The sequence below is a fragment of the Acaryochloris sp. 'Moss Beach' genome (assembly GCF_021497025.1).
Lineage (GTDB): Bacteria > Cyanobacteriota > Cyanobacteriia > Thermosynechococcales > Thermosynechococcaceae > Acaryochloris > Acaryochloris marina_A.
Genome location: NZ_CP071721.1, coordinates 135,687 through 157,362 on the forward strand (window position 1 = coordinate 135,687; position 21,676 = coordinate 157,362).

Consider the following 21,676-nt stretch of genomic DNA (forward strand, 5'->3'; position numbering starts at 1 on the left):
ACTTACACAAATACTAGGCTCATCGGCGTAAACGCTTGCGCTGGGACACAGCCTGAGAAATTGCTAACCCTCCCCCCGTCACGAGAGAGGTAACACCCACGGCAATTCCTGTCGCCGATCCTCTGTACTGTCTAGCCATCGCCCATCCACTGCCTAGGCCGAACGCTGTAGCCGCAAGAGGGCCAATTGCACCCAGGAACTGTAGAAAGATTTGTGACCCAAAATCTTCAAGCTCTGGACTTTGGGCTGCAATCGCCACAAACCCAATCAGGGCCAGGTAAACATTCTCACCGATCAGCAGACTCAAGGCCGTAACAAACCAATCAGCCAGCACCTTAAAAAGACCAGGAATAAGCGCAACAGCGATCGTAATGGGGAAAAAGCCACCCGCTAAAGACCAGCCCGTCTCAAGGTAACTAAGGAATAGCCAGTTACCCGCCCTGACCGACTTCAAAAATGGCTCATCGCCATCAAAAGCAACAAACCCTAGATCCACATCGGGAATCTCTTCAAAGGGCTTAAACCGACCATCGGCGGCTGAGAGGAGTTCCTTGATATCTTCGTGGTAAAAGTTTCGGACAGCTCTCGTCTGATTGATAGCCTTAATTCTTAAGCCTTGAGATTTAGCCATAGCGAGAGCGCATTTATTCCCGTTCTGGACTCGGCATTCTTGCCCTAACTGGGCCAACCGCTGTTCCATGCGGACCATAGTTAAATCTAGACACTCCAGGTAATCGTATACCTGAGATTGTTGTTGAGTCGGTTGTGGATTTGCATCAGGACCGGGACGGTTCGGGTTTGGCAGATAGACTGCTGGCCTGGGTTTCTGGTTGCAAATTCCTAGCTGTAGCCGCAGTTCAGACCCAAAACGGGCATCAAAGATCTGATTATCAATCGCCTGGGCTATCGTAATAGACTGCTTTCTATATCGGGCCGTTTGAGCCGTTATATTGTTGCGATACTTCCAAAGCCCATCCACAAAACCGTATGCGTTGGCATAGTTGTTTTGAAGAAAGAAGATGACTAACCCCAGGAGTAGCAGACGAGGCAAATTCTTTTGAAGCGTAGAAAGGATATCTGCATCTTTATGGGCCGCACCCATAAAAATCTGTGCAGCGGATAGAAGGACGCCAATCAGCACAACAGCGCTGACGATAGGCTCGATCAAACTAGGCGAAAACCCCCCAGAGGGGGTATCACCAGCGTTGATCATAAAGGATCTAAACGTCGCCCAGAACTTTAGATGGTCCTCCGTTTTAACCGCCGCTGCGTCCAATGCCTGACCGGGCAGCTCAGCAAGTAGTGAATAGTAAAACATTTAGTTTTGCCGTGCTTGTGTCGAGCTGATATTAGGGTCGTCGGGAATTGGGACGTAAATATTGCCAAAGCTTTTGGTACTTTTTGCCATTTCCCGGATCTCCATCTTGCGATTAGAGTCGTTGTTGTAGCGAATCTCAGACAGCAAAGAACCTGTTTCAACTAACTGGGACGCACCGATGGCCTGTAGAGTCGTCAATTTGTCCAGCTCTACCCCTTTCAAGGCCACTAGATTACCCGTGGCTGTCATTTGTCGCACTTGGTTATCGTTAATCTCCGTTAGCTGACTACTCAAGACCGCACTTTGCTGAGTGGCAATGCCCAGGATTCGGGAATTATGTTTTAAGACCCGTTGGCTTGAATTCGCTGATTGAGCCTTACCGGATTCCTCATAAGCTGCTCCAGTCAAAGCACCCGATGCTGCAGCATATTGGCGAACGGTCGTGGATGAGATCCCAGCATCAGCAATGGCCTCATTGGTTAAATCAACGGTTTCACTAGCCAGTTTTTCTTGAGCTGCAATCAGTTCTTGTCCAGACTTGGAAAAGACCATCTCAGAGGACTGTTGAGCCGCTGTCGATCTAACTACCTTGTTGTTGCGACCCCGGTAATACGCACCATAGGCCGTTTGAGGTTCTGATTTTGCGGCCACTTCCTTGATCCTTGAAGGCTGGCCCGGTTGTGTTTGGGGGCTGTAAATGGTCCGAATGGTCCTAGACCCCGTGCGAGTCGCTACCGCTGCCGCTGCTGCATTTGGATCAATCAGGCCGTACAGGGCGAGAATACTCTCAATACCTCCCACAACGCCATTGACGTTCTTCCCCTGAACAGCTCGATAAACCCCTTTTGCCGCCTTATAGGTCTGATACCCCGTATTAACCTTGCCTAAGATGTCGTAAAACTTGATAGTGGTGGGGGATATCTCTCTTTGACCTGTAGGATCAGCCCCTAAGAAAATATCTTTCAAGAAACTAGATTTAGGCGGGTCGAAGTCAGTCCCAGTGCTATAAGAGGCGTTGTCAGCAGAGGGGGCCTGAGTCGTGGGCACATTGCCCCCTGTGGGTAGCGCAATGTCTGGACTGGTGCCCTGGATAGACCCGGTATCAATGGGCGTTTGCTGCTGGAAAGTCCCGTCTTTCTCGTTGCCTGGGGGCGCAGTGTTGCCCCCGAAAATATTCTGCCCGATGGTAAACAATGAGTCTAAGCCGCTGATCTGGGCCTTAGCGGGCAGCGCTGGCTGGGATGCGGTGAGAATCACTGACAGTAGGATTGCTTGTCTTTTTTCCATGGTCTTGACCGATAGTTGTTGCTGGAAGTCCTTTGGAATATGCTTTGACTAATTCCTTTGCAAATGCCTCAAATCCTTCTAATTCATCCTCATAGTTCGCCATCACTCGTTTCTTTGCGGCTGTTTCGGCGGGTTCTGTCGCTCCGATAGCCAGCATTAAAGGGGTGGTGCCGTATTCCAGCTCGACATGTTGATCGCCGTCCTCTCTCTTGAGATACCAAGAGGATGTCATCTTACGTAAATCAGGCTTGTTGCGATAGAAAGCGAGAATATTGGACTTAAAGCCCATTCGCTGGACAAATTTCTCTCTATACTGCTCGTTTGTTAGTCCGCACAGAACATTATCGAAGTTGGATATCATGGCCTGTCCGTAGGGAGATTGCCATAGATTTTCCATCTCAGTCGCGGCAAAGATGCCATTACAGCCCTCTTTACGTCCCTCAGAGAAGGTACGAACAAACTTCTTAGCTACAGCCTCATACCGGATCGTTGTCGAGCCTTCATCGACAATAAACAGCGCTCTATCATGCGCTGCCTTCAGACGATCGATGATGTTTGCACCCGCTAGTGCATAAACTAGCGTCTCTTTAGAGTCCTCAGTAGCATTAGTTAGACCAATACAGAGGACCTTTACATCAGAGCTAAAGGACGTGGGAGCATTAATGCGTTTGCCCCAAGGTTGGGCAAGGCATCCTTTGAGCTGCAGTTTGATATCGGATAGGGCGTCTAATTCTTTACGTTCAGGATTTTCATTGGCCTTGTACCATTCAGACCACTCTAGGAAGAACTCTACGAAGTCCCCAAGAATCGGCTTGTCGTTTTGTGTGTCCACCGTCTTAAAGAATGCATCATGGGCCTGTCCCAAGAGTGAATCAATCGTATCGGCCAAGGGATTGTCTGTTCTCGTGCCAACTACAATCGCATTGAGCAAGCCGAGGTGATTTTGAGCTGTTTCCAAATCCAAGGAAGGGCCAGGGGTGAAGTCTAAGACATTGAAAAAGGCATCCCGGATATTGTGATAAGCACAGGACACTCCCAGCCTGTTTAAGAGGTTCAATAAGGGCGTGTAGGTGCTTAGACCCATGCCTCTAGGTGAATCCAGGATAAGGGCAGGGATGTCCCGCATAACTGCTTCTACGATGATCTCAAACAGAAGCATGGATTTACCACCGCCGCTCTTAGCAAACAAGCCCGTATGGTTCTTTTTGTTAAAGAAGTCCAGGAAAAAAGCGGTGTGAGATTTTTTGCCCGTAAAAAGGATCCCTTCATCGTCTAACTTTTGAGGCTGAGTAAAAGGCATTAAAGGGATTGCCTGGGATCTCAAATACTGCAATCGTCGTATGTACGGATTACACAGGACGTTACCCCAGGAATAGGGAAGGCCGTCGATGTAGCGTTGCTTAAGAAGAGACTGACAAATCTTAGAGGTTTTTCCGGGGAAGTTTTTACTGGATAGGCTTCTAAGGGCCTCGTCTAGCTCCTCCTCCGTATCTCGGTACAGCCAGACCAGAGTGCCAACATTAAGGCTGTGTTCACCTGACTTGATCGCTTTACCCGCTTCAATCAGATCTTGCAGATCCTCGTCTGAGGAGAAATCAACCGTCTGCTCTCTTACAGCCGCTTCATTCATGCGTCTTTTGCGGTTTTTTACACCTCGCTTAATCTCTTTGGTTTTAGCCACCGGATCAACTGAGACGATCTCTGTGATTAACCGGAAATCTGTAACCCCCTCCATCTGGTTAGCCAGGAACCGCAAATGGCCTCTAGAGTGACTGCCGTCGTTTTCGGATGGGTACGATATCTGTTGATCAAGCCGAATGCAGCCCGCCCACTTTTTATGATGGGGAAGGTATACCGATGTCTGGGAAAACAAGGGCACAGTGGGGACAAACTTACCCTCTACTTGTTCTGGGGTGAACAAGATAGACATTAGATGTTGATCAGAGCGATCGGTCTTAACGTACTGCAGACCTCTGTTTGTGGCTCGGCTGAACCGGGGGCACTTCGGCGGTTCAGTGGCGTGGTTATCCGACCAGTCCAAGGCAAACAGCTGATGGGCGGTTAACGCCTTAGCATCCATCCCCATGCCAGTGTTGCCAGACAGCATATTCAGCACGGGTAAATAGCAGGTATTAAACCCAGCGTCTAACGCTTCTAACCAAGTCTGATCGGTAACTTCAGCTTCCTTAGTGTCCGCAGAGGAAAACATTTTTGAAAAGGACTGAACCATCGGCCAGACCCGTTTCATGGCCTTATCTTTCCAGCCTTGGGCCTCTGTGTAATCTGCACCCAATACGATTTCTTTACTGACGTACAGGCGCAAAGAGGTTTGAGCAATGAGGCCTTTTTTCTCTAGACGAGATGCCCGCTTCCCTCGACCAATAATGATCTTTTTGGATAGCGGGTCATGGTCTTTACTGTTGAGGAGATCTAGTTGTTGCTGCTTGTATCCTTTAGCCGTAGGCTGAGAGTCCCAATAGAACTTAAAAGCCACGTCCGGTAATGCCTTAAACAGATCCTCTATCTGATAGAGGGTTGTCATGGATTCACCGTCTGTCATCGTTGGCGAGATACCGGGCAATTCAAGCCCATAAACCATTTTGACCACCTTACCTAGATGGTCTTTTTTGCCGCCTTTGACCAGCTTTTGGACTGAGGGCTTCTCAACGATATAAACCCCCGGCATAGACGGATCGCGCTCATAGGAGACCAAGCCTCTTAGACCGAGCTCACGCTCCCATTTGTAGGAACGATTCTTTTTGTCGCCCGTGTACCGCTCCCCTTTGTATGCGGGGGTGGGGATTGCTCTATCTTCGTTAGCTGCTACTCCCTCTGAGTAGTACGATTGCGGCTTGTACCATTTCTCCAATTCTTCTGTGTAATCGGACCCGCCCCAGATCAGGAAAATCACAAAAGCGATTGCGAAAAATATTCCTGCGTTGACTAGGGAAACCCCGAAAAAGAAGCACAAAAGAGTGGCTGTGATCAGTAAAATTGCAGCTCCGAAAGCCTGCTGTGGCGAAAAATCCCGGAGTTGCAATGAACCGACACACGTATTGACACGGCCAAAACGCAAAATTTCGTTATGGCGATCCTGCTCTGTGTCGAAAGAGTCCATTTAGGGTTGGCCTCCTTGGACTCCAGGGGGCGCAGCGTTGCCGCCTTGGGTATTAATGGAATACAAGCCGATCCATATCCAGGCGAAAAAGAACGCAAAGATAAGCCCGAAAAATGGTGACAGGGCGGTCATGAACTTTTTCTCGTTGCGCTGACTGTCAAATCCAGCCACGATCAGGATCACGAAGCCAATTAGCACCGTCACCAGCACCGCTTTATCCATCAAGGAACATAGAGGACCGGAAATAAAGGGGATGTCGGAAAATCGAGCGTCAATCGCTGCGTTTACGTCTCCAACCATAAAGCTAGAGGTATCGCACTGGCTGGCCTGAGTCTGGCCCGTGAACTGAGCATGGGCTGACTCTTGATAAATAGTCTGTGACGCTGAGACAATGGCTACCGCTGCAAGGGCAGAGGAGAAGAATTGTTTAATGGGCGATGCAGAACGTCTCACCTGTAAGGTTTTAGTCATTTACGTTTTCCTGAATATCCTTCCGTGTAGGTTTTTCCCGAGCGATTAGAAACAGTGCGCCGACCACCATCGCCACACCCGCTGCGATCAGCGTGGTGTTTTCCAGGGCGATACCCGCTGCTAGCTCTACGAGGGAAAAATAGACAACGTGTTTAGGCTTGACCTGGAAAAACCGTTTCCTTAGCGCATTTACTTTTGAAAGCTTCAAATGGGTGACCTCCAATTTTCCAAAACAGATATTAGGCTCACTTGACATCTGCGTATCCCAGCAGGTTGTTAAAAGTCAGATCTGATAGGCCAGAAATCGCTAAGGCCTTGGATACTGAGTACTTTTTATTTAGGAGAGCTGCCATCGTTTGGGCTTTCAAATAGTTGGGATGCCAGTTGTTGATATGTCTTTTGTTCTTCGCCTTGTGCAAGCCTTTGAGTAGGTGGTGAGCAAGCTGATAGTTATTCAAGGAACTCTTGTCTAAGAAAACTCGCTGACTTTTGGCCGACGATGGAGCGCGTGATGGGGATTTAACCGCGATAGTGATCGGCTTAGTCAAAGGCGGTGAATGTTCGGGCCAGTCAGGCCGTATGAACTTCCCGTCCGGGGTCATATGTGCCGAGATGGGGGATGAGGGCGCTTCGGCGATTTGTACAGGCTTGGGTTTTGCGTTTACCTTACGCTTCGGCGTAGGCTTCAACTTCAGCCGGGGTTGGGGTTCAGGTTCTGGTGCCTTAGCGACCTCGACGGGACGAGAGATAAACGCCGTCTTAACAGTGCCATCCTTCGATCGTCTGACATCGATTGCCAACTTCTTGCTCTGTCCGTTTAGATCTTGAAGGGACAGAACTACAGAGGCATCCCCTTTACTGCCCGGTGTCCACATCAGGCGAACGTTTTTACCGTCATCGTCTGGGTATGTTAGAACGCGAATAACTCTAGGATTGTTAGGATAAGCGCCCACTACCCGGTAATCGGTCTGCTCAAAACTCAGTAGCTCTCCTTTGTCAGAAACTTTGATAGTCGTAGAGTCCTGAATTGCTGCCTCGATAGGGATTGAAGCAGCTAGGGCGGTTCCAGTGGACAAGACCGCCAACAAAGGGACCAAAGATAAAGGAACGTGTTTCAACTGAATACCTCCAAAATTGTCGGGGATAGTTATTTTTGGTTCATGACTAAAGCTGTCTTGCTGGACTGCTGGTGCTTGAACATCTGAGGGGGGATTTATGCCAAGGAGAGGACCGAGAGCGTCTTTAATGTCGCTCCAGTGGGTCTTAGCCTCTGTGTGACCTAGCTGTAAGTGAGAGGAAATATCCTTTTTGGTGAACCCCTCCAAGGTCATATAGATCATTTGTGCCTGGATAGCGGAGAGTTCCCCGCGCTCTACCATCAAGGAAAGATCGAGGTCTAAATCATCCATTGAAGGCGATTCGTCAGCCGGGACAGATGTAAGCCAAGAATCACCATCCTCATAGAAGGACTGATCCAAGGTGAACGGGTCGGCGATCTTCCCTTTTTGAAGTGAATCCTCAATCAAATGGGTTGATACGCCTGTGTCAGCCCCAATCTCTTCGAGGGTTGGGCGTCTCCCCAGACTCTTTGATAGCCGCTCAGCAGAGTTCCCGATCTTGACGGTTCGCTCTCTATGGGTCCGAGTAACGCCTGTGTGCCTGCAGCGCTCATCCCTCATAGCTGAACGAATCGCTCGAACGGCATAGCTAGAAAAGCGTTTACGACGATCTGTCTTAAACTTGCGGGCAGCTTTCATAAGGCCTTGTACCCCAGCCTGGAAAATATACTCGTAGGGCACGGGAGAACGAGAATAATGCTGAGCTTGTTTATGGATCAGCTTCTGGTTCTCTTCTAGGAGCTGATTGAATGCCCGCTCGTCTCCCGATTGATAACGCTGAATCAGTTCGTACTGATGTTCAGTACTAAATGGTTTTGTGGCTATACGCTGCATGGGGACCCCCTTTAACTAGCGTTAGTTAATGGGTTTGCCAAAACAGGAAGCGCTGTTAATACAACCAGGCTTAAAGCTGACAATGTTGTTCTAAACATTTTCTATGTGGCCGATGAGCTACATAGGAAACATAGGCAGAATGGCCCTTGAGGTGCAAATTTGCTTTAACGGTAGGGGTTTCAGCAACCGACGACACTAACCTAGGAGGTCATCGAAGGTCTTTTGAGGGAGTCGGGACCAGCGCAAGACTTTTTCAATGGATACGCCGCGTTTGAGGTGTCAGGATTGGCGAGGGCTGACACGGATGGGATCAGCAACAGACCCGCTGACAATAACGTGGTGTTGAGCATTTCCTGTGTGGCCGATGAGCTACACAGGAAACATAGGCAGGATGACCTTTGAGGTGCAAATTAGAAGGCTAAACAGCGCTCATAACAGCACCCGATCCATCACCATCTCCAAAAATCATCTCAGTTTCTGTCTGGATTCCAACATCCTCGATTTTCTGATCAGATCCATGACAATAACGTGGTGTTGAGCATTCTCTGTGTGGCCGATGGGCTACATAGGAAGGGTAAGCAAGATGGACTTCTAAGCCAAGGCACACTCGAAACAGAACTCAGGCGTTTCAAACGAAATTCTGGTGAAGGGCTTGCCTGTGCTTTTCGCCATAGACTTCTTATTTTTTGCATGTACTCTGTTGGGTTCTTAATCTAATGGCTTTACTCGCACCCATGTACGGAGAAAATTTCGTCCAGTCTCCTTTTCAGCATATTTTGCAAATTCCTTTTGTTTCTTTGCATCACTCAATGCACGTTTTCTCCCCTTCAATCCCGCTGGAGACAAGATTTCTTTCGGCTTATTCACCCGTGGGTCTCCAGCATCTTGCGCGTGGCCAAACGCTTCATTTACTTTCCAATTGGGCCACTTTACCTTTTCAACGTCTTGAAGTACATATTTTTTATACTTTCCATTTAAGTTGTACCCTTGGTTCCACCATCCATCTGCTTTGTCGGCATCAAGAGGACCAGCTTCACGTTGCGAATTGTAGAGCACAGTATCTTGATTTTCATTAATGATTACCATTGCTTCGTAAGATGTCGCCGTCTCCATTTTCATAAATGGCTCTGGTTCAACTTTCTTTTGCATCACCTTTGTTGCTAAATCCTTGTCCCACTTCTTTCTATTTGTCATAAAGGGACTAGAATGCCACATCAACTCATCTACCCAAGAGACATATCCATATTTTTTCAGCAGTGAAGTCAATATCTCATCACGACCCTTAAGGGTTTTTGCTTCACGCACTTCACGTATTTCTTTTATTTGTTCCTCCGGCATATTCGCTTCCAACGTTTCAAGTTTCTCTTTGGTCATTGGCTGCGTGTCGGCTGTCCATTCTGTACCTACTATCACATCAGGGTTATTGAAAATCAGGTTGACAAAAATATTCCCTCCTCCCGTATCTTTATGCCAATACAAAGGGGAGGTACCAAACGGACGGTTGACGTAGTAGTTCACATCGATTTCGACCCCGTATTTTCCATCTTTGTACCAATCACGAGATCGAATATAGTCAAGCTGCCCTATGCCTATCATAAATTTCTTAAGAAAGGCAGCTATTTCAGATGCAGATTTGCCATCATATTCGTCTCCGCCTCGTTCCCACTTCCATTTTTCATTTTTATTAGAAAAAGTGAAATAGCCTAGGTTATGTGATATATCGTCAGTCGAATTTTTTTGGATTTAGTTCTGCCTCTAAGGTCGCTGCCAATTTCTCCCATTCCTGGCCTCCCAGTTCCTCATTCTCTGATAATGATCCAGGCTTCATTGCTAATTCTTTTAGCTCCTCTGAAGCAGATTTTTCTGTTTCACCAGTCTTGCCTGTTACATCATTAAAATAGATTGCCTCGCCCATGACCTCTTTCGGAAATGGTTTACTACCCTCTCGGTTCTTCTTACCTGGGGTCCATGCTGAGCCATCCCATTTGTGTATCCTCCTTTGGATGTAAGAGAGAGACATTCGCGAGCCCCTTTTTGGCCATATACCCTTTGCTATTTCCATACTATTATTTGCAATTTCTTTACGAAAGGCAGCATGATCGTCTTGGAACTTTGTTATTTCCTTTTTGCTTGAAGTTGTCTCTTGCTGAACTACATGGGTCAACTCATGGGCAATCAGCTCCTGGCCTTCTCGACTCCCTGGTTGATATGCCCCCTTCCGAAAGAAAACATCCTGACCTGTCGTAAATGCCCTCGCCTGAATCGATTGATTCAACTGGTCTGACTGGGCATCCATATGCACTTTCACTTCACTAAAATCTGCACCCATCGCCTGACCCATTGACTGCTGCAATTCAGCGTCCAATGGCTGTCCACCGCCCCTCGCACTATTGATAGCAGACTCTAAATCAGGTGATGCTTCTCCACCTGTTATTGCTTGCTTTCGCTGGATGGCAGCTTGAAAACCTCTCGCGCACATTACCCCTTCTAAGTCTTTCTCGCGCTGAATCGACTGCCTTAGATTATTTTTTTCTATAGAAGTAGGGGCGTTAATGGTTTGCACTACTTGAAAGGCAACCCGATCTGCCTCTTGTTCATACTTACCCCCTGGCTCACCAATCGCCATCTTCTTTTGTACTAAGGGTGTCAGTTGTAATGGACTGGTCTTATCGTTATCAAATCTAGGTGGACCCATTTGCATCATAGAATTACCCAACCGCTGAAACTTCCTCAACCGCTCAGCGTGTTCAGCTAAGCCCTCTTCATTCGACTTTGCCTGAATCGTCTGTTGTTGGACTTGAGGAGGTTGGGGAACAACAGTAGGAGGAGCATGTTGTTGAGAAGATTGAGCAGCATTTTGTTTCGTTGTGCGTTGGTAGCTGCCCATAACAAAGTTCCTAGTTTATGTAGGTTACTTAAATTCTGTTATTCTTTTTTTTTCGTTTCAGCTATCGATATTAATATAAACATGTCAATCCAGAGTTATATTTTTTTGCATATAGCTCTATCTGCTAAACACCTAAAAAATTAGAGTTCAAATGTATTCAATTACAACAGTATTTATATTTCAGTAGACAAATCAATTGAAAAAAAGGCACAGAATTATATTTTCTGTACAAAGTTATTTATTTTGCACTCAGATCAGCACCCGAGCCATCACCACCATCCAAAATCACTTTAGATTCCACCGAGAATCCATCATTTCCCACCTCCAATTGCCCGATTTCCTGAGCATTTTCTTGACCAAATCCATCGATTTCAGCTTGCTTTTTAGTTTCTGTAATTAGATCACTATCTTTCTTACAGATTTCACAACTTGGTCGATTTTTCTCCAATCTCTGATCCCACTTCGCCTGAAATGCCTTCAGCATCTGGTCTTTGTACACTTCATTCCCCGAATAGCGAATCACATACAGACTCACGAATTCCTCACTGCCCACCTTCACCAGCTCATGGGCGACTCGCTTAATGAGCTTATTGGCGATCGCAACAGCACTCTGCCCCTCACAAACCACATTCCGAAAATGTCGATAGATCTGATAGCGATATTCCAACGCCTTCACCTTGATATCCTCCAGCCGCTGATCCACCTCCGAAAAGACCATAATCTCCATCCGCATCCGAGCCTCAACCTGCTCATATCGAGCCTGGGTAAACGCCTGAGTCTTCTGCTCAATTCTCTCCACCAAACCCTGCTTCTGGTCCTTCAGCGCCTGCTTCTGCTGCTCCAACTGCTCCAGTTCCCCCCTTCAGAGTCTTCTTCCTCGGATGGGCCTTCCTGCCCAACCCGGTCAGTTTAGCTTGGATGACCTTCTGCTCCTGAACAATTTCCCTGATCTGCCCAGCTAAACCCTTGACCTCCAACCTCAAGGACTGCCGTTGCCGTTGCACCTGGCGACCCTTCTCCAATGCCTTATCGTAGGCTTCATAATCAGCACTGGTGACGTTGAACTTGTCCACTAGATCAAATACGCCGATATCACGAAGCAACTGCACCTGGATTCGATTATTGGATAACCGATGGGTCAACACGAATTTACTATTAAGCTGTTTCATAAAATTCCTCCGGTCTAGTTCCTCAGCAACTTCAGGGTGATAAGACATCCAATGCAACTTAGTCGCACTCTTCAACCGTCCTCGATGCTCCACACAGACTTGGTGAATAAACTCATCGGTCAGTTCAACCCCTGGCAACTCATCCTGCAACAAGGATTTCTTAGCATCTAAGGTATCTGCATAGGTGGCTGATGAACTGCCCATAACTCGTATGGCCTGCTCCACCGTGAACCGCTCCCCGTCTGCCGTCCCCAGCATCACCGCAGTTTCCACCTCCATCTGCTTCCGCACTTTGCTGAAAGACTCGACGATATCGGCATTGCGTTCTCTTAGCTCCTCCATCTCAATGGGATGTCCATGATCTTTCAACAACAGCATCAAGGACTCTCTAAGGGCTAACAGTGAAGCAATTGAGCGAGTCTGATACCGGGCAAAGCTGACGTTGTGACAGTTATTCGGATTCTGCTGATATGCCTTCAGTGCCGCCAACTGCTGAGCCGTTTCTGGGGATTGGTCATGAATCAACTGCTGTTCTAAGTCAATGGAAGCTGCAACATCCTGTCCATACTTGGACTGAAGCATAATGCACTGCTCTACCGACTTAATCGAAGGAATATCAGGGATATGAGCCTTCCGAGTTACATAGATTTCTCTACAGACCTTGGCCCGATATCGCCAGAGCTGCTGATAGACACTGCGGGCATGATTGGATGAGGCATAACAGAATACTCTGCTGAAATAAGGAATGAGTCTAGGTTCATCAATACTGACCCCACTTTCAGCGGTTGGACTGAGGAATAATGCCGTGGGCTGATACTCCTCCACAAACTGAGTGGGATTGGCCTGAAAGATTTTGTTCTCGGGTCGTTCTGAGGTTTTGCGGTCATGGCGCAGAATCCCCTTGGCAAACTCCGGGTTCACATCAGCAATCATCCGCTCCAATTTCTCAAGAAATTCCTGGGAAGTGGCGACGACGATAAACCGCTCATTGTCAGCCACAGCCGTTAGGATTCTCTCTAGAAACTGAGAAGTCTGTCCGGAGAACACCTTCGTAGGAAAGTTATCAGCAGGTTGAAACTCATTGACGACAATCTTAGTGTTGTATTTCCCCCCTGTAATGCCCTTGATATAGTCAATGGGAATTTGAGACAGGGAATCTTCCAACAGAATGATATTACCTCGGGTTTCAAGGACCCGGTTGGCAATGGCATGAAAATGCTCCAAGATCTGATTTTGCCGATCCCCCAGAGTCTGACCACTGAGAACATGAAAGAGAGCAGCATCGGCTTCATCCAAGATAATGCAGCTATCCGGTTCAATATCATCGACATCAATCTTGAGTAGGCTATCGAAGCAGAGCAGGATAGACCGCTCAGACCGAAACCCCATGCTGATATTGCCTTTGTATTCCTTCTGTAATCGGAATAGGTGAATGAGATTGTAGAGGGTATTACCATAGGCATCTTTAGACGTGAATCGTTCCTCCGTGTTGTAGAGCAGATTGTTTCGGTAACCCGGCATAATCACCTGGCCCTTGACTCCCTGCACCAGAGACTTCAGCATCTCCGTCTTGCCCGTGCCACACATGGAAGCAATGGCGATGACAGACCCTGGATCAATCGTGCCAAGATCTGAGAGTTCAATGTATTGCTTGTTGATAGTGGTCGTGGGGGTATCCGTTAGACCATTCAGCTTCATAAACAGCTGACCCAGCTCATATTCCAACCCCAGGCTGTTGAAAAACCAAGTGGGCTTGAACACAATCTGAGATAGTTCCACTGGAGATAGTTCATCGATATCAACAGCGTTATCTTTATAGTTCTGACCCCACCAGGCCACTTCCACCTCATAGCCCCACTCTTCCATCAGTCGAATGACCCGTTGATACTGGCGAAAGACATTGAGGTTACGGACAGCCCCAGCATCAGGATAGAGAGTGATGATCGGGGGTTGGGATGCTTCTTTGGATAGGACTGATAAAGATTCCTTCAAGGTTTCAGGAGATGAGGCCCACATGCCCCCTGCTGCACCAATGGTGGGGAGCTGTAATCGTTGAGAGAGGAGATAGGGCTTAACCCCAGTTCCTTCCACAAGGGCAATCCGCGAATAGGGACCAAAGGACTTGTAGACGGCTAAGGGAATCTCACCATTAACGTGAGGACCATTGCCGTCAGGATGGCGACGAGTTGAGCTGGATAGCCAGATATAGCGGCTGTCCTGATGAACATTCCGCTTCCGCAATTGCAAGGCCACGATTTGACCGTGAACATCATAGAGAGGCCAGAGATAGCCCCCTTGAGAGTTGAGGATGCCACCGGGGAGAACACCGGGTAGATCTGAGGATAAGTTTTTAACTCTTTGGAACTGGCCCACGGAGACGGCATCGAAACCCTTGATTTCAGCCTGGGACATGCCCCGCCGATCCAAGTCTCCTTGATCCATTGAGCAAAGAGATAGATCAGAGAGTAACTTTCGGTACTGCTGATCTCGGAGTGGGGGGGGCAGTTCCCTAGCAATGCGTTGGCGACGTTCTTCATCGGCCTTCTGATCGCGGATGGCTTTGCGGGCTTTCCAGTCAATAGAGTTGTAGTCTTTGCCTGTGTGGGGTGCCCAAATACCCCAGGTGTTATCTTTCGATAGCTTGCGGAACTGATAGCCGTTGATTATACCGACATCATAGGTTTCGTTGAGGCAAAGGATGATTTCGTCGCCTTTACTGCATCGTCCATCATTAGAGTCACAGATTGGGCAATGGTTACTTCTTTTGAAAGGGGTCAGCTTCGAGGTGCTTCTCGTTGAGGAGCCAAAGCCGAGTTGAGTTGAATTGAGATCTATGAGAGTGGAGGTCATGGGTTGCCTCCTTGATGCATAGGTGTAAAGGTCGATTCCCAAGCCATTAGCGGCTCGGGGAATAAAAATATAGAAACCATGAAAAGTCCCTCTATCGTTTGTCAGTAGCGAGATAGAGAGGTGTGGTAAGTAAAGTTCAATTACAAAATTCTTGCAGCACAAACTAGGCTGCACTAGAATTAGAACACACCCCGTGGGTCACTAACGTTTGTCCGCTAAAACTTTCAGTTAGATCCCGCCATCTCGAAAAAATATTTAGTTTTTTCCTGGATCCCTAGCTATTTGCGTAGCTGGGATTCCTTTTTTTTTAGGTCATTGTCACCTCCGGGGAAAAATATAGGGATTCTTAGTGAACCATACTACGCTTCAGCCCTCAATACGCAAAGGCTTTAAAACAAAAGATCATCAAGGGTTTCAGGATCTGAGGCAGCATGATTCGATAAGGAAGAAATGGGTCAATTCCTCGGATAAGAATGAAGTAATTCGTTGTTGGTTCAGGGCAAACTTTCATTGAAATCTGGAGAATCATTCGGCGGTCGAGGGTGTTCTCTCCTGTATCCAATCCCAACATCTTGCATTACACCTGTAGTGAAGAACGACATTATTGACCTCCGTTCTTTCGGTTTATCATTGTGCTGAAATCCTCTAATAGCATGAGATATAAGCGCTAATGACAGCAAAAATATACGGAGAATTACTGGGCTGAATCCCAGATATCCTCTCCAATCGTCTTGAGTTCTCTCCAGTTGACGGCATCGCTGATTCTCTGGGGTAAGTCGATGCCCCGCGACATCAGCAGCCCCGTGATTGCTACGCCGACGAAAAACCAAAATGTGTTTCTGAGCATGGGTTAGTTCTCCAGGTTCATGAATAAATTCCTCCTGTGTCTGATTGAAAATCTGTTGAATGGCTTTGCCGATTCTCCCGCCTAGTCGTGAGGCGTCAACTCGTTTTATGGCAGGTTCTCTGACTTCTTTAGGTGCAGGTAGGTCGAGAGGTAACTGATCACCCTCGCCAACTGGCTCAATATTGTGGGGGGTGGATACGGGAGTAATTGTCTTCAGGGTTCCTGTTGCCAGTGCTGACAAAGTTTCCTTTGCTCCTTTAACCAACTGGCGTACTCGCTCTCTGGATATCCCTAGCCGTTTCCCGATTTCTCGGTTGTTATAGCCTTGGTGTTTAGCAATCAGCATTGAGACCTGGCGATCTTCCAAGTGACCCTCACCTTGGAGTTGATCAAGAGTGGTTAGAATTTCGGCCTCTTCTGAGGTGCGCCAAGGATCAACAGTTTCATCGATCTGAAAATCTAGCCATTCAGGACAATCATCGTCAAACCTTTGGTTAAAGCTCAGGGGCTGAACAAAAGCCTTATGTTGCCAGGTAGTCAAGATTTGCTTCTGAGATAATCCACTGCGCTCTGCAATCTCTTCTAGGGCTGGCTCTCTGCCTAACTCTTGACTAAGAGCGGTTGAGACTTTTGATATTTTGCGAAGATTGGTTAGTGTATTGCGACTAATCCCTGCCTCTCTACAGAAGCAGTCTCGAACTTCAGACCAAAGAGTTGGCACCAAATAAGTTGAGAATTTATTGCCAGTAGACAATTTAAATCCTCTTGCAGCTAGGACGACAGCCATCTCTCCAGCAGAGTTTAAGATTCTGTGATCCACTTGAAAACCATAGCGCTTGACCTCTTTGGTGATCAGTCCTTTGTTTTTACGAATAAGCTGACGTGATGCCCGCTCGTCCCCAGCCTTGATTCTCAGAATCAGATCGTATTCTTCATCACGGGTAAGAAGTTCGGGTTTTTGTGATTGCAGGTTGCGCGAAGTAACGCCTACCATAGGCTTAACCTCAATAGATTCTTTTTCGGTTTCTGAGGTTAGTGGCTCTCTAAGCGTTTTAGAAGGTGGTTAGAGAGCCACATTGATTATGAAATTTAGAATTGCGCTGAAGCACTGTTGGGTTTCTGAGGTCAGTGGCTCTCTGAGCGTTTTAGAAGGTGGTTAGAGAGCAGGAGGGAATTGTGGGTAATCTGGCTAAAAGACTTCTAAATAATCGTTTGACGGATAAATTCTTTTTTAGGAGTGAACTTGGGTATTTCCTAGGTCTACTCTGTTGGTTGTTGCCGATCTTTATCTTTGTTGGACTTGGTTGGTGATCAGTTCGTTTGGTGGGAGAAAACCAAGCCAGAATCACGTTGAAGAAATATTGTGAGGGGATCCTTGCCCAGTGTATGTCGCTGAAATGCTGTTGGGTTATGGGGATTTTGGGCTTAGAGGTCGTGTTGCCTATCATTGATATATGACCTTTTGATGGGTTCTAGGCTCTCTAATCTCGTTTTGGTGGCGGATTAGGGGGTCGCTTTTGTTTAGGAGGTAAGCTATCTATTAGTAGTACTACTGTGCATCTACTTATACTAACAGAAGTAGTATTACAGTAGAACCACTTTGATCTGAATCTATAAGAAAGCGATTAGTATGCTCACAGGGTCTATGAAATCTAGAAGTATGCCGACAAACAAGCCTAGAGTAGGGGCTTATATTTCGGAGCAGTTGAAGGCTAAAGCTGAGATTGTTGCTGAGTCTGAGAGCAGATCTCTTAGTAACTGGATAGCGGTATTAATTGAGGAAGCAGTAGAAAGAGCTGAGTCAGAAGGAAAAGTGAAGTTCGATGATTAACTTTGGCTGACTGAAATGTCTTGCATCATCAAAGACTTCTACCGATAAACGTTTGTCAGGATGTGGGACTTGCTCGTGGCGGCAATTGCGGCAACAAGACTCTGATAGTTTTGACTAGAAAATACTTTAAAAGTAATCCTGAGCTATGACTGATGCTGCATCTCGGTATTAGGCTACAGTTGCACCGAGAATAATTCATATATATGCAAGGCTGTGATATTTGTTGGGCAGTCCAGCTCAAGAATATGACCTTAATTAGGTCTAGGACTGGTTTTAGGAATATGGTTTGTCTGTTTAGAGTGATGGTGCCTATCATTTTGATGTAAACCTCCGTTATAGGTTTATCGCTAGCTCTCTAAGGCTTTCGTACAGCCATTGGAGAGCTATTTGTTTCTATTGCAAAGTTAGATATCAAGCCATGAATAGTGGGGGGATTGATTTTGTAAGTTTTGATGATTTTATACTTAAAACATATACAAAGCTAGAGTGGCTTGAAATATGAGTAAACTTATGACTTAAAAAATTTATATTTCATCGATGTTTATACACCATATTCATGCCACTATCAAATTCTTGATGTAAACATATGTAATTTAGTAAACCGGAAGGATAAGTAAATGCAATAAACCATAGGAATTTATATAAGTGAAGTGTAAACTTAGATGTGCTTGGTCCCTTAAATCATTTCGTTAGGCGACAAATGAATTTCGAGAAAGCTAAAAACTACATTAATGAGTTGTATCTGATCGAGAAGGGGAAGAAGTTAAGTGTTCCTGGAGAAATAGCCATCCAAGCAGCTTGGGAAGATATTACGGTCGCTCAAGCGATTGACAATCATCCTTGTGGAGATCCATCCAGTCGTGGGTATATTTCGTGCAAAGTGGGTCCAGATATCTGGAAATTTTTTATCTAAAGAGCTAGATATAGAAATAAAAAAGAAAAAATTTGCGGCTGGTATTTGAGAAACTAGATCAGCAGGGTAAACTAAGCTCCAGCAATTCCCCTTCAGTAATTCCCCTTCAGCGAGCATTTTCACAGCAAGTTAGTCACTCAATATCCAATGCTCCTGCTCTAGGCCATCAACCCCCGAGCGTTCCCCACTTTTACGGGAGAGATGATGACCTCCTAAATTTATCTGCCACCTTAACCCAGAATAGTTTTGTAGCTTTAATTGGTGCTGCTGGTATTGGAAAAAGTGCTTTGGCATCTATGTATGTACAGAACACTGACTCAAAACATCAACCTGATTTTCAGACAATCATATGGATGTCTCTTCATTACGGCCAAACAGTAGGCGAACTATTGGAGTCTCATCTTAAGGATCAGGAATTTTCAACCCTGATCCAAGAAAAACGATCTCTGTTTGTAATCGACTGTGGCTCTATTGAACTACAAGAGGATAGAGGCTTTCAGACAATAGCTCAGCAATTCTGTGTTGGAAGGCATGAAAGCTCTCTGTTGATCCTTAGTCGCAATACCGTAAAAACTGTTCAGCAACTCGCTAGAATCCAAAGACCAGCGACAACAATCAAGCTAAGTGGATTAGTCGATCAAGATGCCCTCAAAATTTTAAAAGCTCAGGGGATTCAAGGTGAATCTGATTGCAAGAAATTAATTGACTCTTATCGAGGAAACCCTCAACTGCTACTACTTGCCGCAGAGCGAATCAAACGGTTCTGCGGCGGTAAGCTTGAATCCTTCATGCTGCACAAAACTTCTTTTGCTAGTGATTACGTCAGGCGGGTGATTCAGGAATACAGGATGAAACAGCTCAGTCTGTGTGAGCTTAGAATACTAGATATATTAATTCAGTCAGATCAAGATAGCCCAAAGTGGATTGCATTCAGTGAATTAATGGCGAGACTATCTTCTGATGGCGAGACGGCTTCAATGTCAGAATTGATTGAGGCTTTGGAGAAGTGGGAGGGGATGTCCTTGATTGAATCTGACGAAGACCCGAATACGGGTGAGGCAACTTTTATTCTTCCCCCAGCTACTCGTAAGGTGCTGATGCGGAGTTCTCTTAATACTTTCGTCTCTCAGTCTCAACCTGCGTAATAATGAGCTTCTGTATTAGCCCCTGGTGTTCCCAACGCAAAAATCCAGACGAAGAAGAAATCTGCCAGTCTTGCGGAACACCGTTGCTGATCAATGATCGGATCCGATTGCTGCATCCCTTGAGGGAAGTCACAGATTTAATGCCATCAGAGTCAGAGGTCTTTGAGGTGGAGGATCTAAAAGGATCTTACGCGATTCCTCCTGGCCGAAGAGTTCTCAAAACACTGAGAACAGTTGATGATAAACGAGTTGAGATGCTGGAGCGGGAAATCAGAGCGCTTCAGATGCTCAATTCCCCTGGTTTTCCAAAAGCAGACTTGGGTGATTTTTTTGAATTTCAACCGAGTAATGGGTTTCCGCTGTACTGCATCTTAATGACCAAGCTAGAGGGTCAAGATCTCGATAAGTGGATCCAAGAGAATGGACGAATCTCTCAAGACAAAGCCTTAGATTGGCTGAAGCAGTTGTTTGTGCTTTTGCATCAGGTGCATGATTGTGGTTTCTTTCATCGAGATATCAAGCCGTCTAACATTCTTCTCAAGGATGATGGGACACTAGCACTGATTGATTTTGGTGGTGTTAGAGAAGTAACGGAAACTTATCTAGCAAAGCTCTCTGGTACGGGTGAGCCAACAGGCTTTGACAAGGAACATGAAATCACAATCGTTCGTACTCCGATGTTCTCTCCTCCTGAACAGGTTAATGGACGTGCTATTCCGCAATCTGACTTCTATGCGGTGGGCCGCACATTTGTAACCCTAGTTACGGGACTAGATTTATTCGATATTCCTCTAGATGGGGAAAACAAGAGGCTGCTTTGGAGGGGGAAAGCCCCCCATATTGATCCCCCCTTAGCCGACTTTATTGATAAATTGATGGCTCTTTCACCCAAGAAACGGCCAAAAACAACGGGAGATATATTAGATCAACTTGATCAGCTTCCTAAAAGGATCAAATGGTATCGCCGTGTCAAATCTGTTCCATTCAAGATCAGTGCGGTGGTACTGGCAGTTCTATTTGTTGCTGGTGTATTTCAAGGAGGGAGGATAGGTCTATCCAGATATTTTTTCAGGATAGCTGGTGAAAGCGAAGGGGCGAATAATCTAGAGGCAGCACAGCAGAACTATGAACTGGCAATCAAGTTTGATCCCGGCGATTATGCGGCCTACAACAACCTGGCAGCAGTCTGTCAAGTATTGAAAAAATACCCTTGCGCTATTGAAAACTTCAAAAAAGCGCTCAAGATTGAGCCGAACAATGAAGTAATTTTTTATAACATAGCCAGCATCTATGATGATGCTCAAGACTTCACGGAAGCGCGTTTCTATTATCAGAAATCAATTGAGGTTAGCCAGGGAGAATTTGTCGCTGCTATTAACAACGTGGCAAGGTTAGATATTCTAGACGATCAACCACAGCAAGCTGTAAAAAGTATCTCTCCAGCACTCAAAAAAGTCGAGAATATTCAGAATAAAGCATCCTTGTACAAAAACCTAGGATGGGCATATTTCCAACTGGAACAATACAATAAAGCGGTCTTCAACCTAGAAAATAGCGTTGAAATAGAGGCAAATGAAGCTAGCACCCAATGTCTACTCGCTAAGGCTAAGAATCAATTGAATTTGCCATCTAAATCGAATTTACAATTGTGTTTGTTCTTAAGTTCTGAATTACCAGAAGTTTGGACTTGGAAACAAGAATTCGTTGATCGCCTGGAATGATAATATTAAATTCAGCAAGATGTATAAAAATTTATTTAAAAACTTTTTATATTAAATGAGTGCATTTTAAAAAAACCTTCATAGCATTTTTTCATATTATTCTCTTTTTGTAGAATATCTGAAACTTCTCATGCCGAAACTGGGGAAACTCCGTCCCAGGCGAACCG

At 46.2% G+C, this 21,676-nt stretch carries 16 protein-coding genes; 4 read left to right on the top strand and 12 right to left on the bottom strand.

The features are described from left to right. Positions 1-19 precede the first annotated feature (19 nt). From HRE53_RS31375 to HRE53_RS31425, 11 genes are all read right to left on the bottom strand, one after another. Entirely contained in the window at positions 20-1,318 is a 1,299-nt protein-coding gene (locus HRE53_RS31375) for a hypothetical protein (RefSeq protein WP_235112306.1), read from the bottom strand. Continuing rightward, on the bottom strand, positions 1,319-2,605 hold the full coding sequence (locus tag HRE53_RS31380; protein ID WP_235112307.1) for a hypothetical protein: 1,287 nt from the start codon (positions 2,603-2,605) through the stop codon (positions 1,319-1,321). It abuts the gene before it with no gap. Next, the gene (locus HRE53_RS31385) at positions 2,538-5,723 is read right to left on the bottom strand and encodes a hypothetical protein (protein WP_235112308.1); all 3,186 of its coding nucleotides are present in this window, start codon (positions 5,721-5,723) and stop codon (positions 2,538-2,540) included. Before HRE53_RS31385 ends, HRE53_RS31380 begins: the two co-directional genes overlap by 68 nt. Then, positions 5,724-6,194, bottom strand: a complete 471-nt coding sequence (locus tag HRE53_RS31390; RefSeq protein ID WP_235112309.1) for a hypothetical protein — start codon at positions 6,192-6,194, stop codon at positions 5,724-5,726. Continuing rightward, positions 6,187-6,450: a hypothetical protein gene (locus HRE53_RS31395; RefSeq protein ID WP_235112310.1), complete on the bottom strand. Its 264-nt coding sequence runs from the start codon at positions 6,448-6,450 to the stop codon at positions 6,187-6,189. The genes HRE53_RS31390 and HRE53_RS31395 overlap by 8 nt, the downstream gene beginning before the upstream one ends. Beyond that, the gene (locus HRE53_RS31400) at positions 6,440-8,146 is read right to left on the bottom strand and encodes a sigma-70 family RNA polymerase sigma factor (RefSeq protein WP_235112311.1); all 1,707 of its coding nucleotides are present in this window, start codon (positions 8,144-8,146) and stop codon (positions 6,440-6,442) included. Before HRE53_RS31400 ends, HRE53_RS31395 begins: the two co-directional genes overlap by 11 nt. 708 nt (positions 8,147-8,854) lie before the next feature. After that, positions 8,855-9,742, bottom strand: coding sequence for a hypothetical protein (locus HRE53_RS31405; protein WP_235112312.1), 888 nt, complete (start codon positions 9,740-9,742; stop codon positions 8,855-8,857). A 127-nt stretch (positions 9,743-9,869) separates the two neighbouring features. Next, positions 9,870-11,033 carry a DUF4157 domain-containing protein gene (locus HRE53_RS31410; protein WP_235112313.1) on the bottom strand — a complete coding sequence of 388 codons (1,164 nt, stop codon included), beginning with the start codon at positions 11,031-11,033 and terminating at the stop codon, positions 9,870-9,872. Between the two features lie 238 nt (positions 11,034-11,271). Further along, on the bottom strand, positions 11,272-11,877 hold the full coding sequence (locus HRE53_RS31415) for a hypothetical protein (RefSeq protein ID WP_235112315.1): 606 nt from the start codon (positions 11,875-11,877) through the stop codon (positions 11,272-11,274). Then, positions 11,819-15,052 carry a plasmid replication protein, CyRepA1 family gene (locus HRE53_RS31420; protein ID WP_235112316.1) on the bottom strand — a complete coding sequence of 1,078 codons (3,234 nt, stop codon included), beginning with the start codon at positions 15,050-15,052 and terminating at the stop codon, positions 11,819-11,821. The genes HRE53_RS31415 and HRE53_RS31420 overlap by 59 nt, the downstream gene beginning before the upstream one ends. A gap of 494 nt (positions 15,053-15,546) precedes the next feature. Continuing rightward, entirely contained in the window at positions 15,547-16,893 is a 1,347-nt protein-coding gene (locus tag HRE53_RS31425) for a sigma-70 family RNA polymerase sigma factor (protein ID WP_235112317.1), read from the bottom strand. A gap of 666 nt (positions 16,894-17,559) precedes the next feature. Between HRE53_RS31425 and HRE53_RS31430 the strand changes: the two genes are divergently transcribed. Together HRE53_RS31430 and HRE53_RS31435 are read left to right on the top strand one after the other, a co-directional pair. Next, on the top strand, positions 17,560-17,730 hold the full coding sequence (locus HRE53_RS31430; protein ID WP_235112318.1) for a ribbon-helix-helix domain-containing protein: 171 nt from the start codon (positions 17,560-17,562) through the stop codon (positions 17,728-17,730). A 700-nt stretch (positions 17,731-18,430) separates the two neighbouring features. Further along, positions 18,431-18,643, top strand: a complete 213-nt coding sequence (locus HRE53_RS31435; protein ID WP_235112319.1) for a hypothetical protein — start codon at positions 18,431-18,433, stop codon at positions 18,641-18,643. A 129-nt stretch (positions 18,644-18,772) separates the two neighbouring features. Here the strand turns inward: HRE53_RS31435 and HRE53_RS31440 are convergent, their stop codons facing one another. After that, a complete protein-coding gene (locus HRE53_RS31440) occupies positions 18,773-18,937 on the bottom strand; it encodes a hypothetical protein (RefSeq protein WP_235112476.1) in 165 nt (54 codons plus the stop codon). 59 nt (positions 18,938-18,996) lie between these two features. Here HRE53_RS31440 and HRE53_RS31445 point away from each other — a divergent pair, with 59 nt between their 5' ends. Further along, positions 18,997-19,788, top strand: coding sequence for a hypothetical protein (locus tag HRE53_RS31445; protein ID WP_396133516.1), 792 nt, complete (start codon positions 18,997-18,999; stop codon positions 19,786-19,788). A 2-nt stretch (positions 19,789-19,790) separates the two neighbouring features. Further along, positions 19,791-21,509 carry a protein kinase domain-containing protein gene (locus HRE53_RS31450; RefSeq protein ID WP_396133517.1) on the top strand — a complete coding sequence of 573 codons (1,719 nt, stop codon included), beginning with the start codon at positions 19,791-19,793 and terminating at the stop codon, positions 21,507-21,509. Positions 21,510-21,676 lie beyond the last annotated feature (167 nt).

Coding starts and splice junctions, on each gene's coding strand:
- HRE53_RS31375 (WP_235112306.1), bottom strand. CDS start 1,318: ATGTTTTACTATTCACTACTTGCTGAGCTGCCCGGTCAGGCATTGGAC.
- HRE53_RS31380 (WP_235112307.1), bottom strand. CDS start 2,605: ATGGAAAAAAGACAAGCAATCCTACTGTCAGTGATTCTCACCGCATCC.
- HRE53_RS31385 (WP_235112308.1), bottom strand. CDS start 5,723: ATGGACTCTTTCGACACAGAGCAGGATCGCCATAACGAAATTTTGCGT.
- HRE53_RS31390 (WP_235112309.1), bottom strand. CDS start 6,194: ATGACTAAAACCTTACAGGTGAGACGTTCTGCATCGCCCATTAAACAA.
- HRE53_RS31395 (WP_235112310.1), bottom strand. CDS start 6,450: ATGTCAAGTGAGCCTAATATCTGTTTTGGAAAATTGGAGGTCACCCAT.
- HRE53_RS31400 (WP_235112311.1), bottom strand. CDS start 8,146: ATGCAGCGTATAGCCACAAAACCATTTAGTACTGAACATCAGTACGAA.
- HRE53_RS31405 (WP_235112312.1), bottom strand. CDS start 9,742: ATGATAGGCATAGGGCAGCTTGACTATATTCGATCTCGTGATTGGTAC.
- HRE53_RS31410 (WP_235112313.1), bottom strand. CDS start 11,033: ATGGGCAGCTACCAACGCACAACGAAACAAAATGCTGCTCAATCTTCT.
- HRE53_RS31420 (WP_235112316.1), bottom strand. CDS start 15,052: ATGACCTCCACTCTCATAGATCTCAATTCAACTCAACTCGGCTTTGGC.
- HRE53_RS31425 (WP_235112317.1), bottom strand. CDS start 16,893: ATGGTAGGCGTTACTTCGCGCAACCTGCAATCACAAAAACCCGAACTT.
- HRE53_RS31430 (WP_235112318.1), top strand. CDS start 17,560: ATGCCGACAAACAAGCCTAGAGTAGGGGCTTATATTTCGGAGCAGTTG.
- HRE53_RS31435 (WP_235112319.1), top strand. CDS start 18,431: ATGAATTTCGAGAAAGCTAAAAACTACATTAATGAGTTGTATCTGATC.
- HRE53_RS31440 (WP_235112476.1), bottom strand. CDS start 18,937: ATGCCAAAGCACTTTTTCCAATACCAGCAGCACCAATTAAAGCTACAA.
- HRE53_RS31445 (WP_396133516.1), top strand. CDS start 18,997: ATGTCTCTTCATTACGGCCAAACAGTAGGCGAACTATTGGAGTCTCAT.
- HRE53_RS31450 (WP_396133517.1), top strand. CDS start 19,791: ATGAGCTTCTGTATTAGCCCCTGGTGTTCCCAACGCAAAAATCCAGAC.